Annotated in this window: 19 protein-coding genes; 12 read left to right on the forward strand and 7 right to left on the reverse strand. The window is 70.1% G+C overall.

The genetic code is table 11. The annotated features are described in order from the left end of the window. The 3 genes from ABD357_RS28605 to glgB form a co-directional block, all read left to right on the forward strand. The coding region (locus tag ABD357_RS28605) for an alpha-glucosidase C-terminal domain-containing protein (protein ID WP_344393978.1) at positions 1-136 on the forward strand (136 nt) is incomplete at its 5' end. A 41-nt stretch (positions 137-177) separates the two neighbouring features. Then, positions 178-1,578 (forward strand): maltokinase N-terminal cap-like domain-containing protein, encoded by a 1,401-nt coding sequence (locus tag ABD357_RS28610; protein ID WP_344393902.1) that lies wholly within the window; start codon positions 178-180, stop codon positions 1,576-1,578. A 46-nt stretch (positions 1,579-1,624) separates the two neighbouring features. Beyond that, the gene (gene glgB, locus ABD357_RS28615; RefSeq protein ID WP_344393979.1) at positions 1,625-3,781 is read left to right on the forward strand and encodes a 1,4-alpha-glucan branching enzyme; all 2,157 of its coding nucleotides are present in this window, start codon (positions 1,625-1,627) and stop codon (positions 3,779-3,781) included. Positions 3,782-3,824: 43 nt separating this feature from the next. On the opposite strand, the gene ABD357_RS28620 is transcribed toward glgB, so the two are convergent. Beyond that, positions 3,825-4,424: a TetR/AcrR family transcriptional regulator gene (locus ABD357_RS28620; protein ID WP_344393903.1), complete on the reverse strand. Its 600-nt coding sequence runs from the start codon at positions 4,422-4,424 to the stop codon at positions 3,825-3,827. A gap of 215 nt (positions 4,425-4,639) precedes the next feature. On the opposite strand from ABD357_RS28620, the gene ABD357_RS28625 reads away from it, so the two are divergent. Next, the gene (locus ABD357_RS28625; protein ID WP_344393980.1) at positions 4,640-5,620 is read left to right on the forward strand and encodes a DMT family transporter; all 981 of its coding nucleotides are present in this window, start codon (positions 4,640-4,642) and stop codon (positions 5,618-5,620) included. Here the strand turns inward: ABD357_RS28625 and ABD357_RS28630 are convergent. After that, positions 5,520-6,137, reverse strand: coding sequence for a LysE/ArgO family amino acid transporter (locus ABD357_RS28630; RefSeq protein WP_344393904.1), 618 nt, complete (start codon positions 6,135-6,137; stop codon positions 5,520-5,522). The genes ABD357_RS28625 and ABD357_RS28630 overlap by 101 nt on opposite strands. Positions 6,138-6,203: 66 nt before the next feature. On the opposite strand from ABD357_RS28630, the gene ABD357_RS28635 reads away from it, so the two are divergent. After that, positions 6,204-7,118 carry a LysR family transcriptional regulator ArgP gene (locus tag ABD357_RS28635; protein ID WP_344393905.1) on the forward strand — a complete coding sequence of 305 codons (915 nt, stop codon included), beginning with the start codon at positions 6,204-6,206 and terminating at the stop codon, positions 7,116-7,118. A gap of 188 nt (positions 7,119-7,306) precedes the next feature. Here ABD357_RS28635 and ABD357_RS28640 read toward each other — a convergent pair whose 3' ends face one another. Continuing rightward, positions 7,307-7,846, reverse strand: a complete 540-nt coding sequence (locus ABD357_RS28640) for a hypothetical protein (RefSeq protein WP_344393906.1) — start codon at positions 7,844-7,846, stop codon at positions 7,307-7,309. Positions 7,847-8,416: 570 nt separating this feature from the next. On the opposite strand from ABD357_RS28640, the gene ABD357_RS28645 reads away from it, so the two are divergent. The 3 genes from ABD357_RS28645 to ABD357_RS28655 all read left to right on the forward strand — a co-directional run bounded on the left by ABD357_RS28645 (position 8,417) and on the right by ABD357_RS28655 (position 11,886). Further along, positions 8,417-8,794 carry a DUF485 domain-containing protein gene (locus ABD357_RS28645; protein WP_344393907.1) on the forward strand — a complete coding sequence of 126 codons (378 nt, stop codon included), beginning with the start codon at positions 8,417-8,419 and terminating at the stop codon, positions 8,792-8,794. Positions 8,795-8,811: 17 nt separating this feature from the next. Beyond that, positions 8,812-10,455 carry a solute symporter family protein gene (locus tag ABD357_RS28650; RefSeq protein WP_344393981.1) on the forward strand — a complete coding sequence of 548 codons (1,644 nt, stop codon included), beginning with the start codon at positions 8,812-8,814 and terminating at the stop codon, positions 10,453-10,455. 174 nt (positions 10,456-10,629) lie between these two features. Beyond that, positions 10,630-11,886 carry a DUF4032 domain-containing protein gene (locus tag ABD357_RS28655; RefSeq protein WP_344393908.1) on the forward strand — a complete coding sequence of 419 codons (1,257 nt, stop codon included), beginning with the start codon at positions 10,630-10,632 and terminating at the stop codon, positions 11,884-11,886. A gap of 9 nt (positions 11,887-11,895) precedes the next feature. Here the strand turns inward: ABD357_RS28655 and ABD357_RS28660 are convergent, their stop codons facing one another. Then, on the reverse strand, positions 11,896-12,744 hold the full coding sequence (locus tag ABD357_RS28660) for a universal stress protein (protein WP_344393909.1): 849 nt from the start codon (positions 12,742-12,744) through the stop codon (positions 11,896-11,898). 269 nt (positions 12,745-13,013) lie between these two features. On the opposite strand from ABD357_RS28660, the gene ABD357_RS28665 reads away from it, so the two are divergent. From ABD357_RS28665 to ABD357_RS28675, 3 genes are all read left to right on the forward strand, one after another. Then, positions 13,014-13,640 (forward strand): RNA polymerase sigma factor, encoded by a 627-nt coding sequence (locus ABD357_RS28665; RefSeq protein WP_344393910.1) that lies wholly within the window; start codon positions 13,014-13,016, stop codon positions 13,638-13,640. Next, entirely contained in the window at positions 13,630-14,226 is a 597-nt protein-coding gene (locus tag ABD357_RS28670) for a hypothetical protein (protein ID WP_344393911.1), read from the forward strand. Before ABD357_RS28665 ends, ABD357_RS28670 begins: the two co-directional genes overlap by 11 nt. 125 nt (positions 14,227-14,351) lie before the next feature. After that, positions 14,352-14,747, forward strand: coding sequence for a hypothetical protein (locus tag ABD357_RS28675; protein WP_344393912.1), 396 nt, complete (start codon positions 14,352-14,354; stop codon positions 14,745-14,747). 79 nt (positions 14,748-14,826) lie between these two features. Here ABD357_RS28675 and ABD357_RS28680 read toward each other — a convergent pair whose 3' ends face one another. The 3 genes from ABD357_RS28680 to ABD357_RS28690 are packed head-to-tail and all read right to left on the reverse strand — an operon-like array spanning position 14,827 to position 17,959. Next, positions 14,827-15,612, reverse strand: coding sequence for a DeoR/GlpR family DNA-binding transcription regulator (locus ABD357_RS28680; RefSeq protein ID WP_344393913.1), 786 nt, complete (start codon positions 15,610-15,612; stop codon positions 14,827-14,829). Positions 15,613-15,668: 56 nt separating this feature from the next. Next, positions 15,669-16,721, reverse strand: coding sequence for a 4-hydroxythreonine-4-phosphate dehydrogenase PdxA (pdxA, locus tag ABD357_RS28685; protein WP_344393914.1), 1,053 nt, complete (start codon positions 16,719-16,721; stop codon positions 15,669-15,671). Then, positions 16,718-17,959: a four-carbon acid sugar kinase family protein gene (locus tag ABD357_RS28690; RefSeq protein WP_344393915.1), complete on the reverse strand. Its 1,242-nt coding sequence runs from the start codon at positions 17,957-17,959 to the stop codon at positions 16,718-16,720. Before ABD357_RS28690 ends, pdxA begins: the two co-directional genes overlap by 4 nt. A gap of 187 nt (positions 17,960-18,146) precedes the next feature. On the opposite strand from ABD357_RS28690, the gene ABD357_RS28695 reads away from it, so the two are divergent. Next, positions 18,147-19,730 carry an ABC transporter substrate-binding protein gene (locus ABD357_RS28695; RefSeq protein WP_344393916.1) on the forward strand — a complete coding sequence of 528 codons (1,584 nt, stop codon included), beginning with the start codon at positions 18,147-18,149 and terminating at the stop codon, positions 19,728-19,730. Positions 19,731-19,733 lie beyond the last annotated feature (3 nt).

The raw sequence follows: 19,733 nt of genomic DNA on the forward strand, positions 1-19,733 counted from the left end.
CCCCGTCGAACTCATCGGCGGCGTCCGCTTCCCCGCCATCGGCGACCTGCCCTACCTCCTCACCCTCGCAGGCCACGGCTTCTACTGGTTCCGCCTGCGCCGGGCGGTCCCCACCAGTGCCAGCTGGCGATCTTGATCGTGTGCCTCACCTCGTGTGCCTCGAAAGGACGCGCCTCCATGCCCAGGACCGCACCGCTCTCACCGGACAGCCTCGGCTCGGCCGCACTGCTGACCTCGGTCGCGGGGTTGCTGCAGGCCTGGCTGCCACGGCAGCGGTGGTTCGCGGGCAAAGGGCGGCCCGTCACCGATCTGACACTGCTGTCGGTGACTGAACTGCATCCGGGGTTCCTGCATCTTCTGGTGCACGCGCAGCACGGCGCCGGAGCGCCCCCGTCGGGAGACTGCTACCAACTGCTGCTCGGCATACGGGAGGCCCTGCCGCCCCGGCTGGTCCATGCCTTCATCGGCCGGGCGAGTCAGGGCCCGCTGGCGGGCCTGATGGTGTACGACGCCTTCCGGGACCCCCGGTCCACCGGACTGTTGCTGGAGCGGCTGCGTCATCCGGGCACGGTGGGACCGCTGCGTTTCGAGCGCGACGCCCAGGTGACGGTGCCCGCCGGGCTCGCTCCCCGGCTCCTCGACGCCGAGCAGTCCAACTCATCGGTCGTATACGGGGATTCGTACATTCTGAAGGTCTTCCGGCGAGTCCAGGCCGGCATCAATCCGGATCTGGAGGTGCCGTGGGCGCTGGTCCGCCAGGGCTGCACTCGCGTCCCTCCCCCCGTGGCATGGTTTCGGACCTCGAGGCCGCAGGAGGCGACGCTCGGCGTGCTCCAGCCGTTCCTGCCCGAGGCCACGGACGGCTGGACTCTGGCGCTAAAATCCCTGACCTCGGGAAGGGATTTCACCGAGGAGGCGTACCAACTGGGGTGCGCCACGGCCGAGGTGCATCTGGCGCTGGCCGCCGCCTTCCCCTCCGAGACCCCAAGTCCGCTCCAGAACAAGCAACTTGCGGCCGCGATGACCGAACGTCTGGCCGCCACGAGCCAGTCCGTGCCCGAACTCCTGCCGTACGCACCCGGGTTGCGGGCCGCCTTCGACGCGCTCGCCGAGCTCGACTCGACCCGTCCCGCGCAGCGGATTCACGGTGACTTCCACCTCGGCCAGGTGCTGCGGGCCGGGCGGCGGTGGTTCGTGATCGACTTCGAAGGCGAGCCGGCCCGCCCGCTGGCGGAACGCCGTCGCCGCCAGTCCCCCGTACGCGATGTGGCGGGCATGCTGCGCTCCTTCGACTACGCCGCCCGCAGCCGCCGTCCGTGGCGGCCTGCGTGGGCGCGGCGCTGCCGGGAGGCTTACTGCGCCGGGTACGCCGCGGAGGCGGGGTGGGATCCGCGGGAGGAACCCGGGTTGCTGCGCGGCTACGAGACGGACCGGGCCGTGTACGAGGTGCTGTACGAGGCCCGGCACCGCCCCGACTGGCTGCCCGTGCCGCTGGCGGCGATCGCCCGTCTCGCCGAACCCGGCCGAACGCCCTCCGGCAGTGGTCCGCCGGCCCCTTCGTTCTCCCACAACGCCTGAGGAGGCTCACACCGTGGCAGCTCGCAAGGTCCCCATAGATGTGGCTATGGACCCGGCCGATCGGGAGCGGCTGCTGGCGGGCGCCCATCATGATCCTCATGCGTTGCTCGGGGCGCATCCAGTGCCGGGGGGTGTGGTCTTCCGGGCGCTGCGTCCGTACGCCGATGCCGTGGCCGTCTCGGCGAACGGGCGGCGTGTGGAGCTGGAGGCCATGGGCGACGGTCTGTTCTCGAGTGTGCTGCCGCTCGACTCGATCCCCGAGTACACGCTGCTGGTGACGTACGGGGACCACGTGTTCGAGCTCGAGGATCCCTACCGATTCCTGCCCTCCCTCGGCGAGTTCGATCTGTATCTCTTCAGCGAGGGACGGCACGAGCAGTTGTGGAAGGCGCTCGGTGCGGAGCCGATGGAGCACCAGGGGGTGACCGGCACCCGCTTCACGGTCTGGGCGCCGAACGCACGCGGGGTGCGGCTGGCGGGCTCGTTCAATTTCTGGGACGGCACCGCTTTTCCGATGCGGTCGCTGGGCTCCTCCGGGGTGTGGGAGCTGTTCGTGCCGGGGCTCGGCGAGGAGGAACTCTACAAGTTCGAGATCACGCGGCCCGACGGCTCCAAGACGATGCGTGCCGATCCGATGGCCCGTAGCGCGGAACTGCCGCCCGCGACGGCCTCGGTGGTCCATGTGTCGCGGCACGAGTGGCGGGATGCCGAGTGGACGGCCCGGCGGGGACAGCGACCTGTGCACCTTTCGCCGTTCTCGGTGTACGAGGTCCATCTCTCGTCCTGGCGCCCTGGGCTGACGTACCGCCAGCTCGCCGAGCAACTCCCCGCCTACGTCTCTGACCTGGGCTTCACCCACGTCGAGCTGATGCCGGTCGCCGAGCACCCCTTCGGCGGCTCCTGGGGCTACCAGGTCACCGGCTTCTACGCACCCACCGCCCGCCTCGGCACCCCCGACGACTTCAAGTACCTCGTCGACACCCTCCACCAGGCCGGCATCGGCGTGATCATGGACTGGGTACCCGCCCACTTCCCCCGCGACGACTGGGCACTGGCCGAATTCGACGGCCGCCCGCTGTACGAACACGAGGACCCACTCCGCGCCGCGCACCCCGACTGGGGCACCCTGGAATTCGACTACGGCCGCCGCGAGGTACGCAACTTCCTGGTCGCCAACGCCGTGTACTGGTGCGAGGAGTTCCACATCGACGGCCTGCGGGTCGACGCCGTCGCCTCGATGCTCTACCTCGACTACTCACGCGAACAAGGCCAGTGGACCCCGAACGTGCACGGCGGACGCGAGAACCTCGACGCCGTCGCCTTCCTCCAGGAGATGAACGCGACCGTGTACCGGCGCGTGCCGGGCGTCGTCACGATCGCCGAGGAGTCCACCGCCTGGGACGGAGTCACGAGGCCCACGTGTGACGGCGGCCTCGGCTTCGGACTGAAGTGGAACATGGGCTGGATGCACGACTCGTTGGTCTATGTGTCGAAGGACCCTGTGCACCGGAATTACCACCACAACGAGATGACGTTCTCGATGGTGTACGCGTACAGCGAGAACTACGTGCTGCCCATCTCGCACGACGAAGTCGTCCACGGCAAGCAGGCGTTGGTGTCGAAGATGCCGGGTGACTGGTGGCAGCGACGCGCCAATCACCGCGCGTATCTGGGCTTCATGTGGGCGCATCCCGGTAAGCAACTCCTCTTCATGGGGCAGGAGTTCGCGCAGGGTGGGGAATGGTCGGAGGGTCACGGACCGGACTGGTGGCTGCTGGACCCTGCATACGAGGCGGAGCCGGACCATCGCGGCGTACGGGACCTCGTCCGCGATCTCAACCGCCTGTACGCCGCGACTCCCGCGCTCTGGGAGCAGGACACCGTCCCGGCGGGGTTCTCCTGGGTCGTGGGGGACGCGGCGGACGACAACGTCTTCGCGTTCCTGCGCTTCGACGCCGCGGGTGCTCCGCTCCTGGCGGTGTCCAACTTCTCGCCGGTGGTCCGGCACGAATACCGGCTCTGTGTCCCCGAGGACATCCCCGCCTGGGGCGAGATCCTGAACACGGACTCCGCCCACTACGGCGGCAGCGACGTCACGAACCCCGACCCCGTCAAGACGGAGTCCCCCGCGAGCGGCGGCGGGGCAGGGACCATCCAGCTGACGCTGCCGCCGCTTTCTACGGTGTGGCTGCGGCCGGTGTAGGGGTGGTTTCGCCCCCGGGCGCGTCCGAGCCGGGGGCTCGGCGTCACGCCGACGCGTCGGCGGTTCCGGACAGCAGCGCGCGTGCCTCCTGGCGGGCATGGTCCAGCGCCCCGGGAAAGATACGCAGGCCGTGTGCCACAAGGGCACCCTCGTGAAGCAGCATCAGCGTGCGCGCCAGCGCGTCGGGCACGGCCGGGGCAACGGGGCGTACGAGGTCCGTGAACAGGGTGAGCATCCACGCCTTCTGGCCGGTGATCACCGCGTACGCGGGATGCGCCGGATCGTCGATCTCCGCATGCGCGTTGACCATGCTGCACCCTCGGGAACCATTGGACTCCATCCAGTCACGTGAGGCATCGAAGACGGCCAGGACCCGGCCCTCCGCCGTGGGGGCCGAGTCCAGGCGGGGGGCGAGGAACGCTCGCCAGCGCTCGTCGCGGTCGGCCAGGTATTCAACCACGATCTGCTCCTTGGAGCCGAAACGGTCGTAGAGCGTCTTCTTCGTGACGCCGGCCTCGGCCGCGATGAGGTCGACGCCCACGGCATGGATGCCGCGCTCGTAGAACAGCCGCCCGGCCGCTGCAAGCGCGCGGCGGGCGCCGGGGGTCAGTGGTACGCGTCGGGGGGTGTTCGCAGTCGCCATTCCTCAAGAGTATACCGGTCTGTATACTCGGCACCAGATATACAGATCGGTATAGCTGCGCCGCCGGCATCCACTCACCACCCCTGGAGGTGTTCGCGCCGTGAACGTCCTGCTCTCGAATCGCCGTCAATCGCGTTCAGAGTCAGGACGGACCGCTTCATACACTGCTTGGGGGGGAGCAACTCCCCAAGCAGTGATAGGAGTACAACACCCAGATCGCGTTCGTCGTCGCCTGGAGTTCTGGCTTCATCGGGGCCAAGCTCGGGGCGGGGAGCGCGTCGGCAGTCACGCTCCTGATGTGGCGCTTTCTTCCGCTGGCTCTCGTCCTGGGCATCGTGGCCTTGACGGTGGCGCGGACATCCTTGCGGGAGCTGACGCCACGCGATCTCAGGCGACAGGTCGCCGTCGGGGCGCTGTCGCAGAGCGGCTACCTCCTCACCGTCTACTACGCGATCGAACTGGGCGTCTCCAGCGGCACGACGGCCTTGATCGACGGCACACAGCCGCTGGTGGCCGGAGTGCTGGCCGGGCCGCTGCTGGGGCTGCCGGTTTCCCGTACGCAATGGCTCGGGCTGGGACTTGGCGTTACCGGCGTCGTCATCGTCACGATGGCCGACGCCGGGGCCGGGACGGGTGCTGCCTGGTGGGCGTATCTCGTGCCGTTCGCCGGCATGCTCTGTCTGGTGGCCGCGACATTTCTGGACCGCCGGTCGCGCACGGAGGTCCGCCCGGTGGCGGCGATGACGGTCCACGCCGTCACAAGTGCCGTCGTCTTCACGGCACTTGCCGCGGCGACGGGAGGCGCGGTGCCGACCTCGAGCGCCTCCTTCTGGAGCGCCGTGGTCTGGCTCGTGGCCCTTTCCACGTTCGGCGGGTACGGGCTGTACTGGCTGATCCTGCGGCGGTCCGGGGTGACCCAGGTGAATACCCTCATGTTCCTGATGGCCCCGGTGACGGCCGTGTGGGGTGCGCTGATGTTCGGGGAGCCGTTCGGGGTACCGACGGCGGTGGGGCTGGCGCTCGGTCTGCTGGCGGTGGCCGTCGTGCATCGCGGCGACCAGAAAGGACCGGGACAGGGCCCGGGTACGCGCAGGTTCACACCCCGGCGATCAGCGTGGCCCCGAGGGCGATCATCGTCGCGGCAATCAGACCGTCCAGTACCCGCCATGCCGACGACCGGGCCAGGAAGCCGCTGAGCAGCCGGGCGCCGAAGCCCAGCGCAACGAACCAGCACAGGCTGGCGAGTGCCGCGCCCAGGCCGAAGGTCCAGCGGAGCGGGCCGCGGTCGGCCGCGACGGAGCCGAGGAGGAACACGGTGTCGAGGTAGACGTGCGGGTTGAGCCAGGTCATCGCCAGGCAGGTGAGTACGGCCCGCCGCCGCGAGCCCGCCGAACCGGCTTCCACCCGCAGGGCCGAGGCCGAGGGGCGGAAGACCCGCCGGGCGGCGAGGCAGCCGTAGCCGAGCAGGAAGACGCCGCCGGTCAGCGCGATCACGGTGAGCGCCGACGGCCAGGCCACCACCACGGCGCCGACCCCGGCGACACCCAGCGTGATGAGGGTCGCGTCGGACAGGGCGCAGATGGCCACCACCGCGAGCAAGGCCTCCCGGCGGATGCCCTGGCGCAGCACGAAGGCGTTCTGCGCGCCGATGGCGACGATGAGTGAGAGGCCGGTGCCGAATCCGGCGGCCGCGGCGGTCAGGGCGTTGGTCACGGCGTCGACGCTAGGAAGCCGGGCAGCAGGAGTACAGCTAAAGATTCTTACGTATCATTAGCGTTCGTGATGACGGAGCTTCCCCTGGACCAGGTCCGCACGTTGCTCGCCGTGGTGGACGAGGGCACGTTCGACGCCGCGGCCACCGCTCTGCATGTGACGCCGTCGGCGGTCAGCCAGCGAGTCAAGGCGCTCGAACAGCGCACGGGACGCGTCCTGTTGATCCGTACGAAACCGGTGCGGCCCACCGAGTCCGGCGAGGTCGTCGTCCGCTTCGCACGCCAACTGGCCCGGCTGGAACGGGACGCCCACACCGAACTCGGCATGACCGGCTCCGAGGAACCGACGCGTCTGTCGATCGCCGTGAACTCCGACTCGCTGGCGACCTGGTTCCTGCCGGCGCTCACGCGCGTGTCGGAGGAGCTGCGGCTGTGCTACGAGCTGCACCGCGAGGACCAGGACCACACGGCCGCGCTGCTGCGCGAGGGGCTGGTGATGGCGGCGGTGACCTCGTCTCCGGACCCGGTGGCCGGGTGTTCCGTCCGCAGCCTGGGCCGTATGAGCTATGTCCCGGCGGCGAGCCCCGGCTTCGCGGCGCGCCGGCTCGGCGACCGGCTGGACCAGCCGTTGCGGGACGTCCTCGGCGATGCGCCAGTGGTGTGCTTCGACCGGCGCGACGACCTCCAGGACGGGTTCGTACGAAGGCTCCGGCGTGGCCGGGACGGCGCGAGCCCCATGCGCCACTTCGTGCCGACCTCGGAGGGCTTCGTCGAGGCCGTCGCCGCCGGCATGGGCTGGGGCATGGTGCCCGTGATTCAGGCCGCGCCCCTTCTGGACGCGGGTCGACTTGTGAATCTGGCGCCAGACCGGAAGATCGACATTCCCTTGTTCTGGCAGCAGTGGAAACTCGACTTTCCGGCACTCGCGACCGTCGCGGAGATCGTCGCTGCGGCAGCCGCCGAGGTTCTCGATACGACATGACGCAACTGTCCGGACAAATCGCCCCTCACGAGGAATCCGCTGGAAATCCGCGAAAGGAACGACACCTTCAGCGAAGACGTGCGTGAATCGTCAAGGCCGAGGTAATTCTCTTTTCTGGATCCTCACAAGTGCGGGATAATCCAGCCTCGCAATTCAGCCATGCCCGCGATGATCCAGGCCGGCAGCCGTCAGCCGGTCGACCCCGGCCCTGTTTCCGTTTCCTCCCTGAGGAAGCTGGCCACCTGGGCGGCAAGGCTGTCGCCGGAACTGTCGGGGCGGGCTCCGGCGCCGACGGACGGCTGGTGCAGGTCGATGCCTCCGGACCAGAGATACCGGTGGGTCCACTCGTCGTCGACCTTCAGCTGAACCTGGACGTCCACCCGCCCCAGGCCGGCCTCGTCGGCCGCGGCGTACAGAACGGCCGTGACCCGGCGCAGCGGGTAGACGTCGAACCCCTCGATGAACTGCGAGTTCCGCCAGTCGAGGAAGGCGCTCTCGCCGTCGGCGCCGACCCGGACGTCGAGCTGGCCGTCTTCGAGGTGGATGCCGAAGTACGCGGTCGTACGGTTCTCGACGGTCACCCGGAACCTGACGTAGGTCAGACCCTCGGCCGCGTCGTCACGTCCCCGCGGTGGCTCCGCCTTCTCCAGGCCGTGGACGCGGACACGCAGGCCGGCATGCTCCTCGTCGTACTCCTGCCAGTCGCCCACCACGTTCGGCTCGTACACAGTCCACCTCTCCACCTTCAGAGAGCTGCTTCCTATCTGGGCGTGCGATGACGTGTCAAATGCACGGAATGGGCTGTGGCCAGGGATTTTGCCCTGCTTGATCAGCGATCAAGCCGTGGCGAGGCACGATCCGCGCTCACGGCTCCGACGGCGGCAGTACGTGCGTGCTGCACATCACGTCCCACACGCGTCTCGTGTCCGCAGCGGAGGGGCCGGTGAACGAGGTCCGGCGAACAAGCCGGGCGGAGAAAGTGACGCGCGTTGAATTTAAGTCACCCACGGTCAATAGCAATGATCCGGTTGATAGTTGAAACGATGGAATGCCACAATCCGATACGCCGCGCCGGCCACCCCACCAGCGAGGCCAACCAGTACAGCCGGAACACGGTTTCAGTGGCATTTCGGGCGAATTCCCGACCTGTGCGACCGAAAACGTGAGCCGCGTTCAACAGCCGTCCCCCTGCATATTCAGTGAGCAATTTCCGCGTGCAGACCGCGAACACAAGGCCCCAGACAAGGCACGGTATGCCAAGACACTCCAACTCGCCCTTCAGCTCCCAACCAGGACAGATGCCGCCCGCCCCCTCGGCGGAGAACAGAGTCGCCTCGCATCCCGACTTCCGCTCCATACGCGGATCCCACCGCTCGTTCGGGATCGCGGCGATACTCATCTCGGTCGGCGGCTTCCTGCTGTTCGTGCTGCTGTCGAACTTCGCAACCGGAGTGCTGAACCAGAAGCTGTTCGGCCATGTGACGGTGGGACTGGTGGGTGGCATCGGCCAGTTCGTCGTGATGGCCGTGACCGCGTGGCGGTACACGGTGCACATGGAGCGGCGGATCGACCCGGCCGTCGACCGTCTGCGGGCTGAGATCGCCCGCGACGAGGCCGAGCAGGCTCGGTTGCAGCAAGCTCGTGTTCCCCAGGAGAGGCGGTTCGGTTCGTGGTGACTCTCTCCGACGGTCGCATGGTGACTCTCTCCGAGGGCGTCGTCGGCGGCACCAGTCTGAAGCTGACCTTCGTCCTGTTCGTGTCGGTCGTCGTCGTCAGCATGTTCTCGGCCCTCATCACCGCTCCGCAGGGCGACGAGATCAGCGACTTCTACCTGGGCAACCGGACCATGTCGCCCCTGCGCAACGGGCTGGCGATGTGCGGCGACTATCTGTCCGCCGTCACCCTCCTGGGCAGTACCGGACTGGTCGCACTGACCGGATACGACGGCCTGCTCTATCTCGTCGGCACCGTCGTCGCCTGGATGATGGTGATGCTGCTGATCGCCGAACCCCTGCGCAACTCGGGCAAGTTCACCCTCGGTGACACCCTGGCCCTGCGGCTGCCCCGGAGCCAGCGCTCGGTACGCATCGCCCTGGCCGCCTGCACACTGGCCATCTGCGTCCTCTACATCGTCGCCCAACTCGTCGGCAGCATCGCCTTGTTGACCCAGTTCATCGGCGAGCCGAGTGCCACCGTCCGCACCATGTGCGTCGCGCTCATCGGCACCCTGATCGTGCTGTACGTGGCGCTCGGCGGGATGCCCGGCGCGACCTTCCTCCAGATCGTCAAGGCGGTCATGCTGATCGCGGGCGTCGCGGTGACCGCCATCATCGTGCTGCACCGCTTCAGCTGGAACATCGACGGCCTCCTCGGCGCCGCAGCCGACGGCAGCGGCATGGGGCAGCGGTACCTGGAGCCGGGGCTGCGCTACGGAGGCAGCACGACCAGCAAGCTCGACTTCTTCAGCCTGCAGATCGCCATCGCGCTGGGCCTGGCGGCACTCCCCCACATGACGATGCGTCTGCTCGCTCCCCGCGCCACCCGTGTGCTGCGCCGATCGGTGCTGTGGGCCACGGGCCTGGTCGGCTTCGTGTGTCTGGCGGCGGGCGTGCTCGGCCTGGGTGCGACGGCGATCGTCGGCCGCGACTCCATCGCGGAAGTCGACGCCAAGGGTGACGCGGCGGTACTGCTGCTCGCCAACTCCATCGGCGGCGCCGTACTCACCGCACTCATCTCCTGTCTGGCGTTCATCACCCTGATGGCCGTCGCGGCCGGGCTCATGCTCGCCGCGGCGTCCTCGCTCGCACACGACCTGTACGGGCAGGTGATCCGCAAGGGCAAGGCGAGCCAGACCGAGGAGCTGACCGCGGCCCGGCTGTCCGCAGTCGTCATCGGGGTCCTCGGCATGCTCCTCGCGCTTCTGGCGTGGGGCACGAACACCGCCAGCCTGGGGTTCCTGGCCTTCGCCATCGCCGCGTCCGCCATCCTGCCGACCATGGTCTACAGCCTGTTCTGGCGTCGCTTCAACGCACGCGGCGCGCTCCTGAGCCTGTACGGGGGTCTCGCCACCTCCGTACTGCTGATGATCTGCTCCCCCGTCGTCTCCTCTACGCGCACCTCGTTCTATCCCGACGCGGACTTCGCCTTCTTCCCCCTCCAGAACCCGGGCATCGTCTCCGTACCGGCCGGGTTCCTGCTGGGCTGGCTCGGCACCGTGATGAGCCGTGGCGAAGAAGACGCCGCCGACGTGTACGAGAAGTTCGAGGTCCGCTCGATGCTCGGTACCGGCGAGCAAGAGGAGGCGCAGCAGGAGGAGCCCGTGGGCGCGCGACAGTGACGCCGACCGGGCTAGCCCTCAGCCTTCCGTGACGACGAGTGGGGCCGGTGCCGCACGGCACCGGCCCCACTCGTCGCCCGCGGTACACCTCGCGCCGGTTGACGAACCGGGCGTCCAAGTGCGGAGATGCTCTTGCTACGTGACGGACGACCGCGAGGCGAGGGCCCAAGAGCAATGGCATTGCACATCAGCGCCACCAACCCGGAGCATCCCGCGCTGCTGCTCGAACTGCCCTGGGATCTGCCCCTGGAGGACTGGCCGGAGCGCCACCTGGTGCCGCTGCCGCGCGGTATCTCACGGCACGTGGTGCGGTACGCGCGCGCCGGCGACGAGGTGGTGGCCGTCAAGGAGCTGGCCGAGCGGCCCGCCGTGCGTGAGTACGAGCTGCTGCGCTCTCTTCACCGGCTCAACATCCCCGCGGTGGACCCGCTCGCCGTCGTCACCGGCCGCACCCGGGACGACGAGGCCCCCCTGGAGCCGGTGCTGATCACCCGGCACCTGAACGGCTCGATGCCCTACCGGTCGATGTTCGAGACGACGATGCGGCCCGCGACCATGCACCGGCTCATGGACGCGCTCGCCGTGCTGCTGGTCCGGCTCCATCTGGCGGGGTTCGCCTGGGGCGACTGCTCCTTGTCCAACACACTGTTCCGGCGCGACGCCGGGGCGTTCGCCGCGTATCTCGTCGACGCGGAGACCGGCGAGCTGCACCAGAAGCTCAGCGACGGGCAGCGCAGTTACGATCTCGATCTCGCGCGCGTGAACATCAGCGGCGAGCTGCTCGATCTGGAGGCGTCCGGGGCGCTGCACCCGTCCGTCGACCCGATCGACTTCGGTACGGAGATCTGCGGCCGTTACGAGAGCCTCTGGCAGGAGCTGACCCGTACGTCCGTGTATCCGGCGGGCAAGCACCACTACATCGACCGCCGGGTCCGGCGGCTCAACGAACTCGGCTTCGACGTCGCCGAGATGCAGATCGCGCACTCCTCGAACGGTGACACCGTGACCTTCGTCCCCAAGGTCGTCGACGCTGGCCACCATCAGCGCCAGCTCCTGCGGCTGACCGGGCTCGACACCGAGGAGAACCAGGCGCGCCGGCTCCTCAACGACCTCGAGAGCTGGATGGCCACCCAGGACGACTACGCCCCCGGCGATCCCCTCGCCGCACGCCCCGAGGTGCTGGCGCACCGCTGGGTGCGGGAGGTGTTCCGGCCCACCGTGCGCGCCATACCGAAGGAGCTGCGCGGCTCCATGGACGCGGCGGAGCTGTACCACGGGCTGCTCGAGCACCGCTGGTATCTGTCCGAGCGGGCGCAGCACGACATCGGCCTGGACATGGCCGTCGAGGACTACGTCACGAACATCCTGCCGAAGATCCGGGAGAAGCTGCCGGCGCCCGACGCCGCCGCGTCGCAGACGCCGTCAGCTTGAGCCGGGCGCTCAGGTCGGCGGGACGACCGCCACCGGGCAGGGTGCGTGATGCATGACCGCATGTGCCACCGAACCGATCCGTGACCCCACGGCGGAGCGCTGGGCACGCCGCCCGACCACCATCAGCTGCGCCCGGGACGCCACCGACAGGAGCACCTCCCCAGCGCTGCCGATCTCGACGTGTTCGGTCACGGGCACGTCGGGATACCGCTCCCGCCAGGGCAGCAGCGCCTCCTCGAGCGCCTTCTTCTCGTACGGTTCCAGACCGCCGGCCTCGTCGAGGAGTTTCAGCGAGCCGGGGCTGAACTGGTAGAGCGCCGGGAGGCTCCAGGCCCGTACGACCCGTACGGTCGCGCCGCGTGCCGCCGCGGCCTCGAAGGCGTACCCCAGGGCCGCGCCGCTGTCGTCCGGGCCGCCCTGCTGTCCCACGACGATCTCGCGGCCCGCCGCCTCGTGTTCGGCGCGGTCGTCGGCGCGTACGAGGACGACGGGGCGCCCGGATTCGGCGGTCACCTGCTGGCCGACGGAGCCGAGCAGGAAACCGACGATCGCTCCGTGCCCGCGCGAGCCGAGCACCAGCATCTCGGCAGCCGACGCCTCGGCGACCAGCGAGGGGACCGGGGCCGCGTCCAGGAGGTCGGTGGACACCGGCAGTTGGGGATGCCGCTCAGTAAGGCCGCTCGCGGCCTCCCGCAGCACGTCCCGCGCCTTCGCGTCGTGCTCCCCCACGTCGTCGCTCTCCCAGGCCTGCACCAGACGCAACGGCAGCTCGCGGCGGACGGCTTCCCGGCCGGCCCAGGCCACGGCGGCCAGGCTCTCGGGTGATCCGTCCACTCCCACGGTGATCGGGCGGGTCATACGGGGGTCCCTCCTGCGGTTCTTCTGCGTCGGCTGCGGGCACCGGTCGTCGGCCGGACTGCCGACAGTACACAGGGCGAACGCCGGTTTCCGGACAGTTGCGCAGGGCCGATCGGCGACCCCGGCTGGGAGTTGAGGTGAGGGTTGAGCGCCGGGCCGGAAAAGGACCTGCGTGACCGGGCCGTACTCGGGTAAATGATCACTCGGTGCACAACACGGCGGGCAGGCGACGGCCCGCCCGACTACCCAACGGGGAGACATCCGAGCCCATGGGCCACCCGCCGACCGGTCCCTCATCCTCGCCGTCACCTCCACCGACCCGCTTCGACGAGACCTTCTGCGAGCTCCTGCCCCGGCTCTACCGAAGAGCCGTCATGCTGGCCGGGACGAGATCCTGGGCCGAGGACGCCGTGCACGAGGCCTATCTGAAGCTGGCCGCACGGCCGCAGCGATTCCTCGACCATCCGGAGCCGTACGCCTATGCCTTCACTGCGCTGCTCAGCGTCGTACGCGACACCCATCGCCGCGAGCGCCGTCAGGTCCTGGTGGATGATGTGGAGGTGTCGGGTGCCGCCGATGCCGCCGGGCAGGCGGGACGCCTCGGCTCGATCGGGCCGGTGGTCGCGGCGGGCTGGGACGGCGGAGTGGAGCGGCGTGCCGCCGAGATGGAGGCGGTACGGCTGCTGGGGAGGCTCTCTTCCAAGCAGGCAGGCGTGGTGATACTCGTCGATCTGGACGGTTACACCATCGACCAGGCCGCCCGGATCATAGGAGTGCACCGCGGAACGGCCGCCCGGCATCGCACGCGTGCGCTGCAGAAGCTGCGCTCGCTGCTGGACAGAAGTGAGCGGGAACGCGGGGACCGTTCGGGAAAGGAGCCGGGGCATGGGGCCTGACGCAGAGCCAGACGACCGCGTTGCCGCGCTGCTGCGCGACCGGCTCAGGGCCGCCGACGAGGAGATCGAGACGCCGCCCGGGCTGTGGGAGCGTGTCCGGTCCGCCGAAGCTCCGCCACGCAGGGCGGCCTTCGGGTCGCGGCCGCGGATAGGCTGGGCGGTCGCTGCCGCCGCCGTCCTGGTGTGTGCCGTCGCGCTGGGCGCCTGGTGGCTGGTCCGTCCGACCGCCGACACTCCTCCTGCCGATCGGGAGCGGTTCGATGCCTCGGTGACGGTGTTCAACGCCGAAGGGCCGTGCCGTCCGCTGCGGACGATGGAGTGCGCGCTGCGGCTGGCGTTGGATCCGTACGGCGAGTACGCGGCGCCGGGGAACACGGCCGGCCGCGTATGGCATGGCGACCGGCTGGCCGCGGCGTGTGTCGTCACTCGCGGCACCATGGTGACGGACGAGAGCGGGATCTCCTCGACGCGCTGGTACCTGGTCAGGACCCGTGACGGGGCGGAGGGCTGGCTGCCGGGTGTCCGAACCCGCAACACGGCTGAGGTACGCGTGTGTTCGGCGGACGAGGCTCGCAACTCGCCCTGACCGCCACTCCCTTGGTGCGTGACGAGCGTCACTCGCCACGGTGTCATACAGAGCGGCCCGTGTGTTCGTGTGCCGTGCGTAAGGAAGGCACGACCAAGCCAAGCACGACAACACGGGGAGATCTCATGCGACTTCGTACTGCTCTCGGTGCCACCCTCGCCGCCACGGCCCTGACCGCGGGCCTGGTCGGCCCGGCCGCCGCCTCGGCCGGTGACGCCTCGGACGGCGCATCCGCCCGGGCGAGCTTCACGGTGTGGGCGACCGACGTCAATGTCCGCGACAATCCGGGCGACCCGGGCGCGTGCGACGCATTCCCGTCGCCGGGCAACTGCCCTGTGGTGGCCGGGCAGTTGCAGCCGAACCAGTCCTTCGAGGCGGTCTGCCAGAAGCAGGGCCAGAACGTCGGCGGCAACCCGTGGTGGGTCTACATCACGCGCGGTGACTCCCGCGGCTACATCGCGAGTTACTACGTCGACCACCCGGACAACCAGCTGCCCGGCGTCCCGGTCTGCGGCTCCTGAGCGACTGAGGGCCGCGAAAGCAAGGGAAAGGGCCAGGCGCGTCCCAGCGCCTGGCCCTTTCCTGTCTGCGCGGCCAAGTTCAGGGCGTGTCCTCCGACTTGGCCAGGACCGTGGTGACCCCGCGGTTGTGCAGTTCGTCGAGGACGCGGGGGTCGGCCGCGTCGTCCGTGACCAGGGTCCAGCCCGCGGGCAGGGTGGCCCAGGCGTGGAAGGGGCGACGACCCACTTTCGCGGCGTGGGCGAGGACGTAGACGTGGTCGGCGCGGCGTGCCATGAGCTCCTTCAGGCGGGTCTGGCGCAGGTCGGCCTCGCAGATCCCGTGCTCCGGGGAGACGCCGTCCGTGCCGAGGAAGACGCGGTCGAAGGTGAGACGTTCGAGGGCTGCTTCGGTCAGCGGGCCGACGAAGCCCTGACTGAGGGGGCGGAGGGTGCCACCGAGGCATTCCACGTGGACAGTCTGGACGTCGGCGAGTTCCTGGAGCGCGGTCAGGCCGGTGGTCGCGACGGTGACGTTCTTGGCCGTACGCAGTTCATGCGCGAGCGCGCCGACGGTCGAGCCCGCGTCGAGCAGGAGCGTCTCGCCGGGCTGGATCTGGGCGGCCGCCCAGCGGGCGATGGCGCGTTTGGCCTCGAAGGCCTCGCCCGTGCGCTGCCGCAGTGAGGCCTCGGGGTGCGCGGACAGCGCCATCGCGCCGCCGTACGTCCGGGCGAGGCGTCCGTCGGTGGTGAGCTTCGCCAGGTCGCGGCGGATGGTGGAAGCCGTGACGCCGAACAGCTGCGAGAGTTCGTCCACGCTGGTCAGGCCGGTGGTGGTGGCGAGCTGGACGATCCGGTCGCGCCGGGACCTGGATCCGATCGCAGACATCAGTCCTGTGTCCTCCGGGTGTGCGGTGGTGTCCTCCGGGACCCACGAGAGCGGGGTCATCGGGCGGCCGAGGCGGATGACATCTCGGCGGCCTGCCGCAGCGCCTCGACCATGCTACCGGCCTCGGCTCGGCCGGTTCCCGCGATGTCGAACGCGGTGCCGTGGTCCACGGAGGTGCGGATGACGGGCAGTCCCACGGTGAGGTTGACGCCCGTTTCGATGCCGAGGACCTTCACCGGGCCGTGGCCCTGGTCGTGGTACATGGCGACGATGAGGTCGTAGTCGCCGCGGCCGGCGAGGAAGAAGGCGGTGTCGGCGGGGATCGGCCCGCGGGCGTCGATGCCGTCGTTGCGTACGGTCTCCACGGCGGGGACGATCTTCGACTCCTCCTCGCCGTAGCCGAACATGCCGTTCTCGCCCGCGTGCGGGTTGATGCCGCAGACGCCGATCGCGGGGGCGTCGACGCCCGCGCGGACCATGGCTTCGTGGCCGCGGCGCACGGTGCGTTCGACGAGGCCGGGCTCGATGCGGTTGACGGCGTCGATCAGGCCGAGGTGCGTGGTGACGTGGATGACCTTCACCTTGGGCGTGGACAGCATCATCGACACCTCGTCCACGCCGGTGAGGTGGGCGAGGAGTTCGGTGTGGCCGGGGTAGAGGTGCCCGGCGGCGTGCAGGGCCTCCTTGTTGAGGGGGGCGGTGCAGATGGCGTGGACTTCGCCGTTCAGGGCGAGCCGGGCGGCGACGCGGATGTAGTGGTACGCGGCGTCGCCCGCCGCCGCGGAGAGGGCGCCCCAGTGCAGTTCGGCCGGGAGCAGTCCGAGGTCGACGACGTTGATGCGGCGGGGTGTGAACTCGGCCTGCGCGGGGCCGTCGACGGCAACGATGTCACAGCTGGTGCCGAGGATGTCCGCCGCCTGGCGCAGGCGGTGGGCGTCGCCGATGACGACGGGGCGGCAGCCGCGCAGGATGTCGGGGTGCAGCAGCGCCGGGACGATGACCTCCGGTCCGATGCCGGCGCCGTCGCCCATGGTCACCGCGATGACCGGGAGCCGATGTCCGGCGGTGCCGGACTGCTCGGCGGACGCGGCGGTGGGGGCTGCGTTCACGTGGGTTCTCCTTGCGGGGCGAACGACGGGGTCAATGCGGCGGCGTGGTCGGGGCGCAGCGCGCGGGCGATGCGCAGCAGGGAGTCGGTGTCGCCGAAGCTGCCGGGGCGGGTGACGACGGAGCGGCCGTCGGCGGTGCGGGAGTGCACGGCGCCGTGGTGGATCTGCCCGACGGGCAGCAGCTCACGGATGCCCAGGGCGTCCAGCACACGGCGTGCGGTCTCGCCTCCTGTCAGGACCAGGTCGCTGTCCAAGGCGGTTTGGGCGACTGTGCGGGCGAGGCCGGCCACCAGAGCGCGGGCGGAGCCGGGCTCGACGGGGCCGCTGCCGTCGATGCTGACGATGGTGATGCCGTCCGGCGCGGTGGCGAGCGGGTGCGGGCGGCCGCCGTGGTCGGTGAGCAGGTGCGCCGGTACGGGTATGTGGTGCGCGCCGGAGGCCAGCAGTTGCGCGATCTGCGCAACGGCACTGGGCTCGGTGGTTCCTACCACGACGACCAGCGGTCTGCCCTGAGTGCGGCCCGGGGTCCCCCGGAGCCCGGCCCCGTCCGCTCCCGCCAGCCTCCGGCCGAGGGCGGCGGCCAGCCCGCCCGCTCCCAAAAGCCGTACGCCGGGGCCGAGTTGAAGAACCGCCTCGGCTATCGCGTCGAGGTCGGCGTCCGTCTCGGCGTCGCACACCGGGTGATGGCCCTTCGCGATGAGGGTGCGCAGCCAGCCGGACAGAACCAGGACGGGCGAGCGCACCGCCGACAACGGCACCACCCGCGTCGGTAGGTCGCCCAGCGCCGCCGGCACCGATTCCGGCGCCGGACCCCGCTCGGCGCGCCAGGCGTCGGTCGCGTGCAGCGCGGTGCCGTGCAGATGGACGACTCCGTCATGCACGGTGCGGCCCGCGACCGGTACGGCGGGGGCGATCACGACACCTGTGGCGCCCTCGGCGTAAGCGGCCGTCTCCGAGGCGAAGTTGCCCCGCAGCAGCGAGTCGGCCTTCTTCAGGACGAGGCCGCCGTCGGCGTACGGCATGACGTCCCGTACGGCGCGTGCGGCCTCGTCCGCGGTGAGCTGCCGGGTGTCGAGGTCGAGTACGACGGCCTTGCCTTCCGGCGTCGGCGCGGTGGGCGGGCCCAGCAGGATCCGGCCGGGCAGGCCGAGGGCGGCAGCGGTCTCGGCGGCGCCGGACAGGTCGTCCGCGAGCGCCAGCACGCGGGACGGGCGGCCGGCGGGGGTTGTGCGGGACACGGGTGCCTCCTCGGGCCTGTGGGTGATCGGCCTCGCACGCCGATGATGGCACGGCTGCGCGAAGTGCGCGAGACTCCTTGCGCGATTCGCGCAACCGTGCCACCTTTTTGGCGCGATACTTCTTCGTCGTCCGGTGCCCGGGCGGCGTCAGCGACAGCCGGTCGCCCCCAGAACCGAGAAGGTCGACATGACCCCAACGCCGCCGCATCGTGTCCCCCCGTCCGGTCGCCCCCGCCGCCGCACTGTGCTGCGCTGGGGCGCCCTCGGCGGTGCGGGCGTCGCCCTCGGTCCGTTGCCCGCCTGCGCCGGACCCACCGGCGCGCCCGGCCCCGGCACCCTCGGTCTGAACCGCTCCCTGGTGAGCCTCGACAACAAGCTGAACCAGTTCGAGGCGGCGGTGACCGTGCAGCGCGCCGTGCGGCAGGCGCTCACCCGTATCGGCCCGGACCTGGAGCCCCAACTCGTCCTGGCCGACCGGTTCGAGATGACCGAGCCCACCGCGTGGACGGTGCGGCTGCCCGAGGGCGTGTGCTACTCGGACGGCAGCCCGGTCACCGTCGAGGACGTGGCCACGGCATTACGCATGTACGGCGAGGTCCCCGGCTCGTTCCTGCTCGGCCTCTTCCCGGAGCTGCCCACCGTCGAGGCCACCGGTGAGCGGACCTTCCTGCTGCGCACGGAGCGTCCGCTGCCGGTGCTCGACCGGCTGATGGCCAACATCCACATCACACCGGCCAAGGCCAACCGGCCCGAGGAACTGCGCTCCGGACTCGGCTCGGGCCCGTACCGCGTCGTCCGCGCGAACAGCGGAGCCGGCGAGTACACCCTCGCCCGCAACACCCGGTACTGGGGCAGGCAGCCGTCGGTCGAGAAGGTCCAAGTCCGGTTCGTACCGGAGGAGTCCAGCCGTGTCGTCGCCCTGCGCAGCGGTGAACTCGACGTCGTCGACACTCTGACGCCGGACTCCGCGGAACAGCTCATCGGGCTGCCGGGCGTCACCGTCCAGGAGAACGTCGGCGTCCGCATGTGCCAGCTCTTCTACAACTTCCGCAAGCCCGAGGGGCATCCGCTCGCCGACCCCCGGGTGCGGCAGGCGCTGACGTACGCGATCGACGGCACCGCCCTCGTCGACGATGTGCTGACCGGGACGGCCGAGGAGGCCCGCGGCGTGGTCCCGCTCGCCCTCCAGGGTGCGGTGCCGACAGGAACGTACGCCTTCGATCCGGGGCGGGCCCGGCAGCTGCTGCGGTCGCTCGGCGCAGACGACCTGCGGATCAAAGTCATCTGGGAGTCAGGGGAGTTCGCCGGCGACACCTCCGTCATGGAGGCCCTGCTCGACATGCTCCAGGACGTCGGTGTGCGCGCCTCGCTGCAGCAGTTCCAGCCCGGCTGCGACATCCTCAAGTGGCGTCAGGGACGCGCCGGCGACTGGGACGTCATCGGCAACGGCTACAGCAGCCCGACAGGGCAGGCCCTCACCATGCTGCAGGGGATGTACGGCGGTACGGCCGAGAAGGAGCGTACCGGCGACGCGTTCATGGGCTATGTGATCCCTCGGATCGAGCGGCAGCTCTCGGCCGCCGCCACCGAGGTCGACGACGCGGAGCGGGACCGGCGGCTTGCCGCGGTGCAGCGCGCCGTCTGGGACACCTGGCCCAGCCTGTGGGCCTTCGCGCCCAAGACGCTCCTTGCCCGCCGCGACCGCGTCCAGGGGCTGGCGCTCCAGGCGATCAACTCCTACGACCTGACCGCGATACGTCTGGAGGGCTGAGCC

The sequence above is a fragment of the Streptomyces vastus genome (assembly GCF_039532825.1).
Classification (GTDB): domain Bacteria; phylum Actinomycetota; class Actinomycetes; order Streptomycetales; family Streptomycetaceae; genus Streptomyces; species Streptomyces vastus.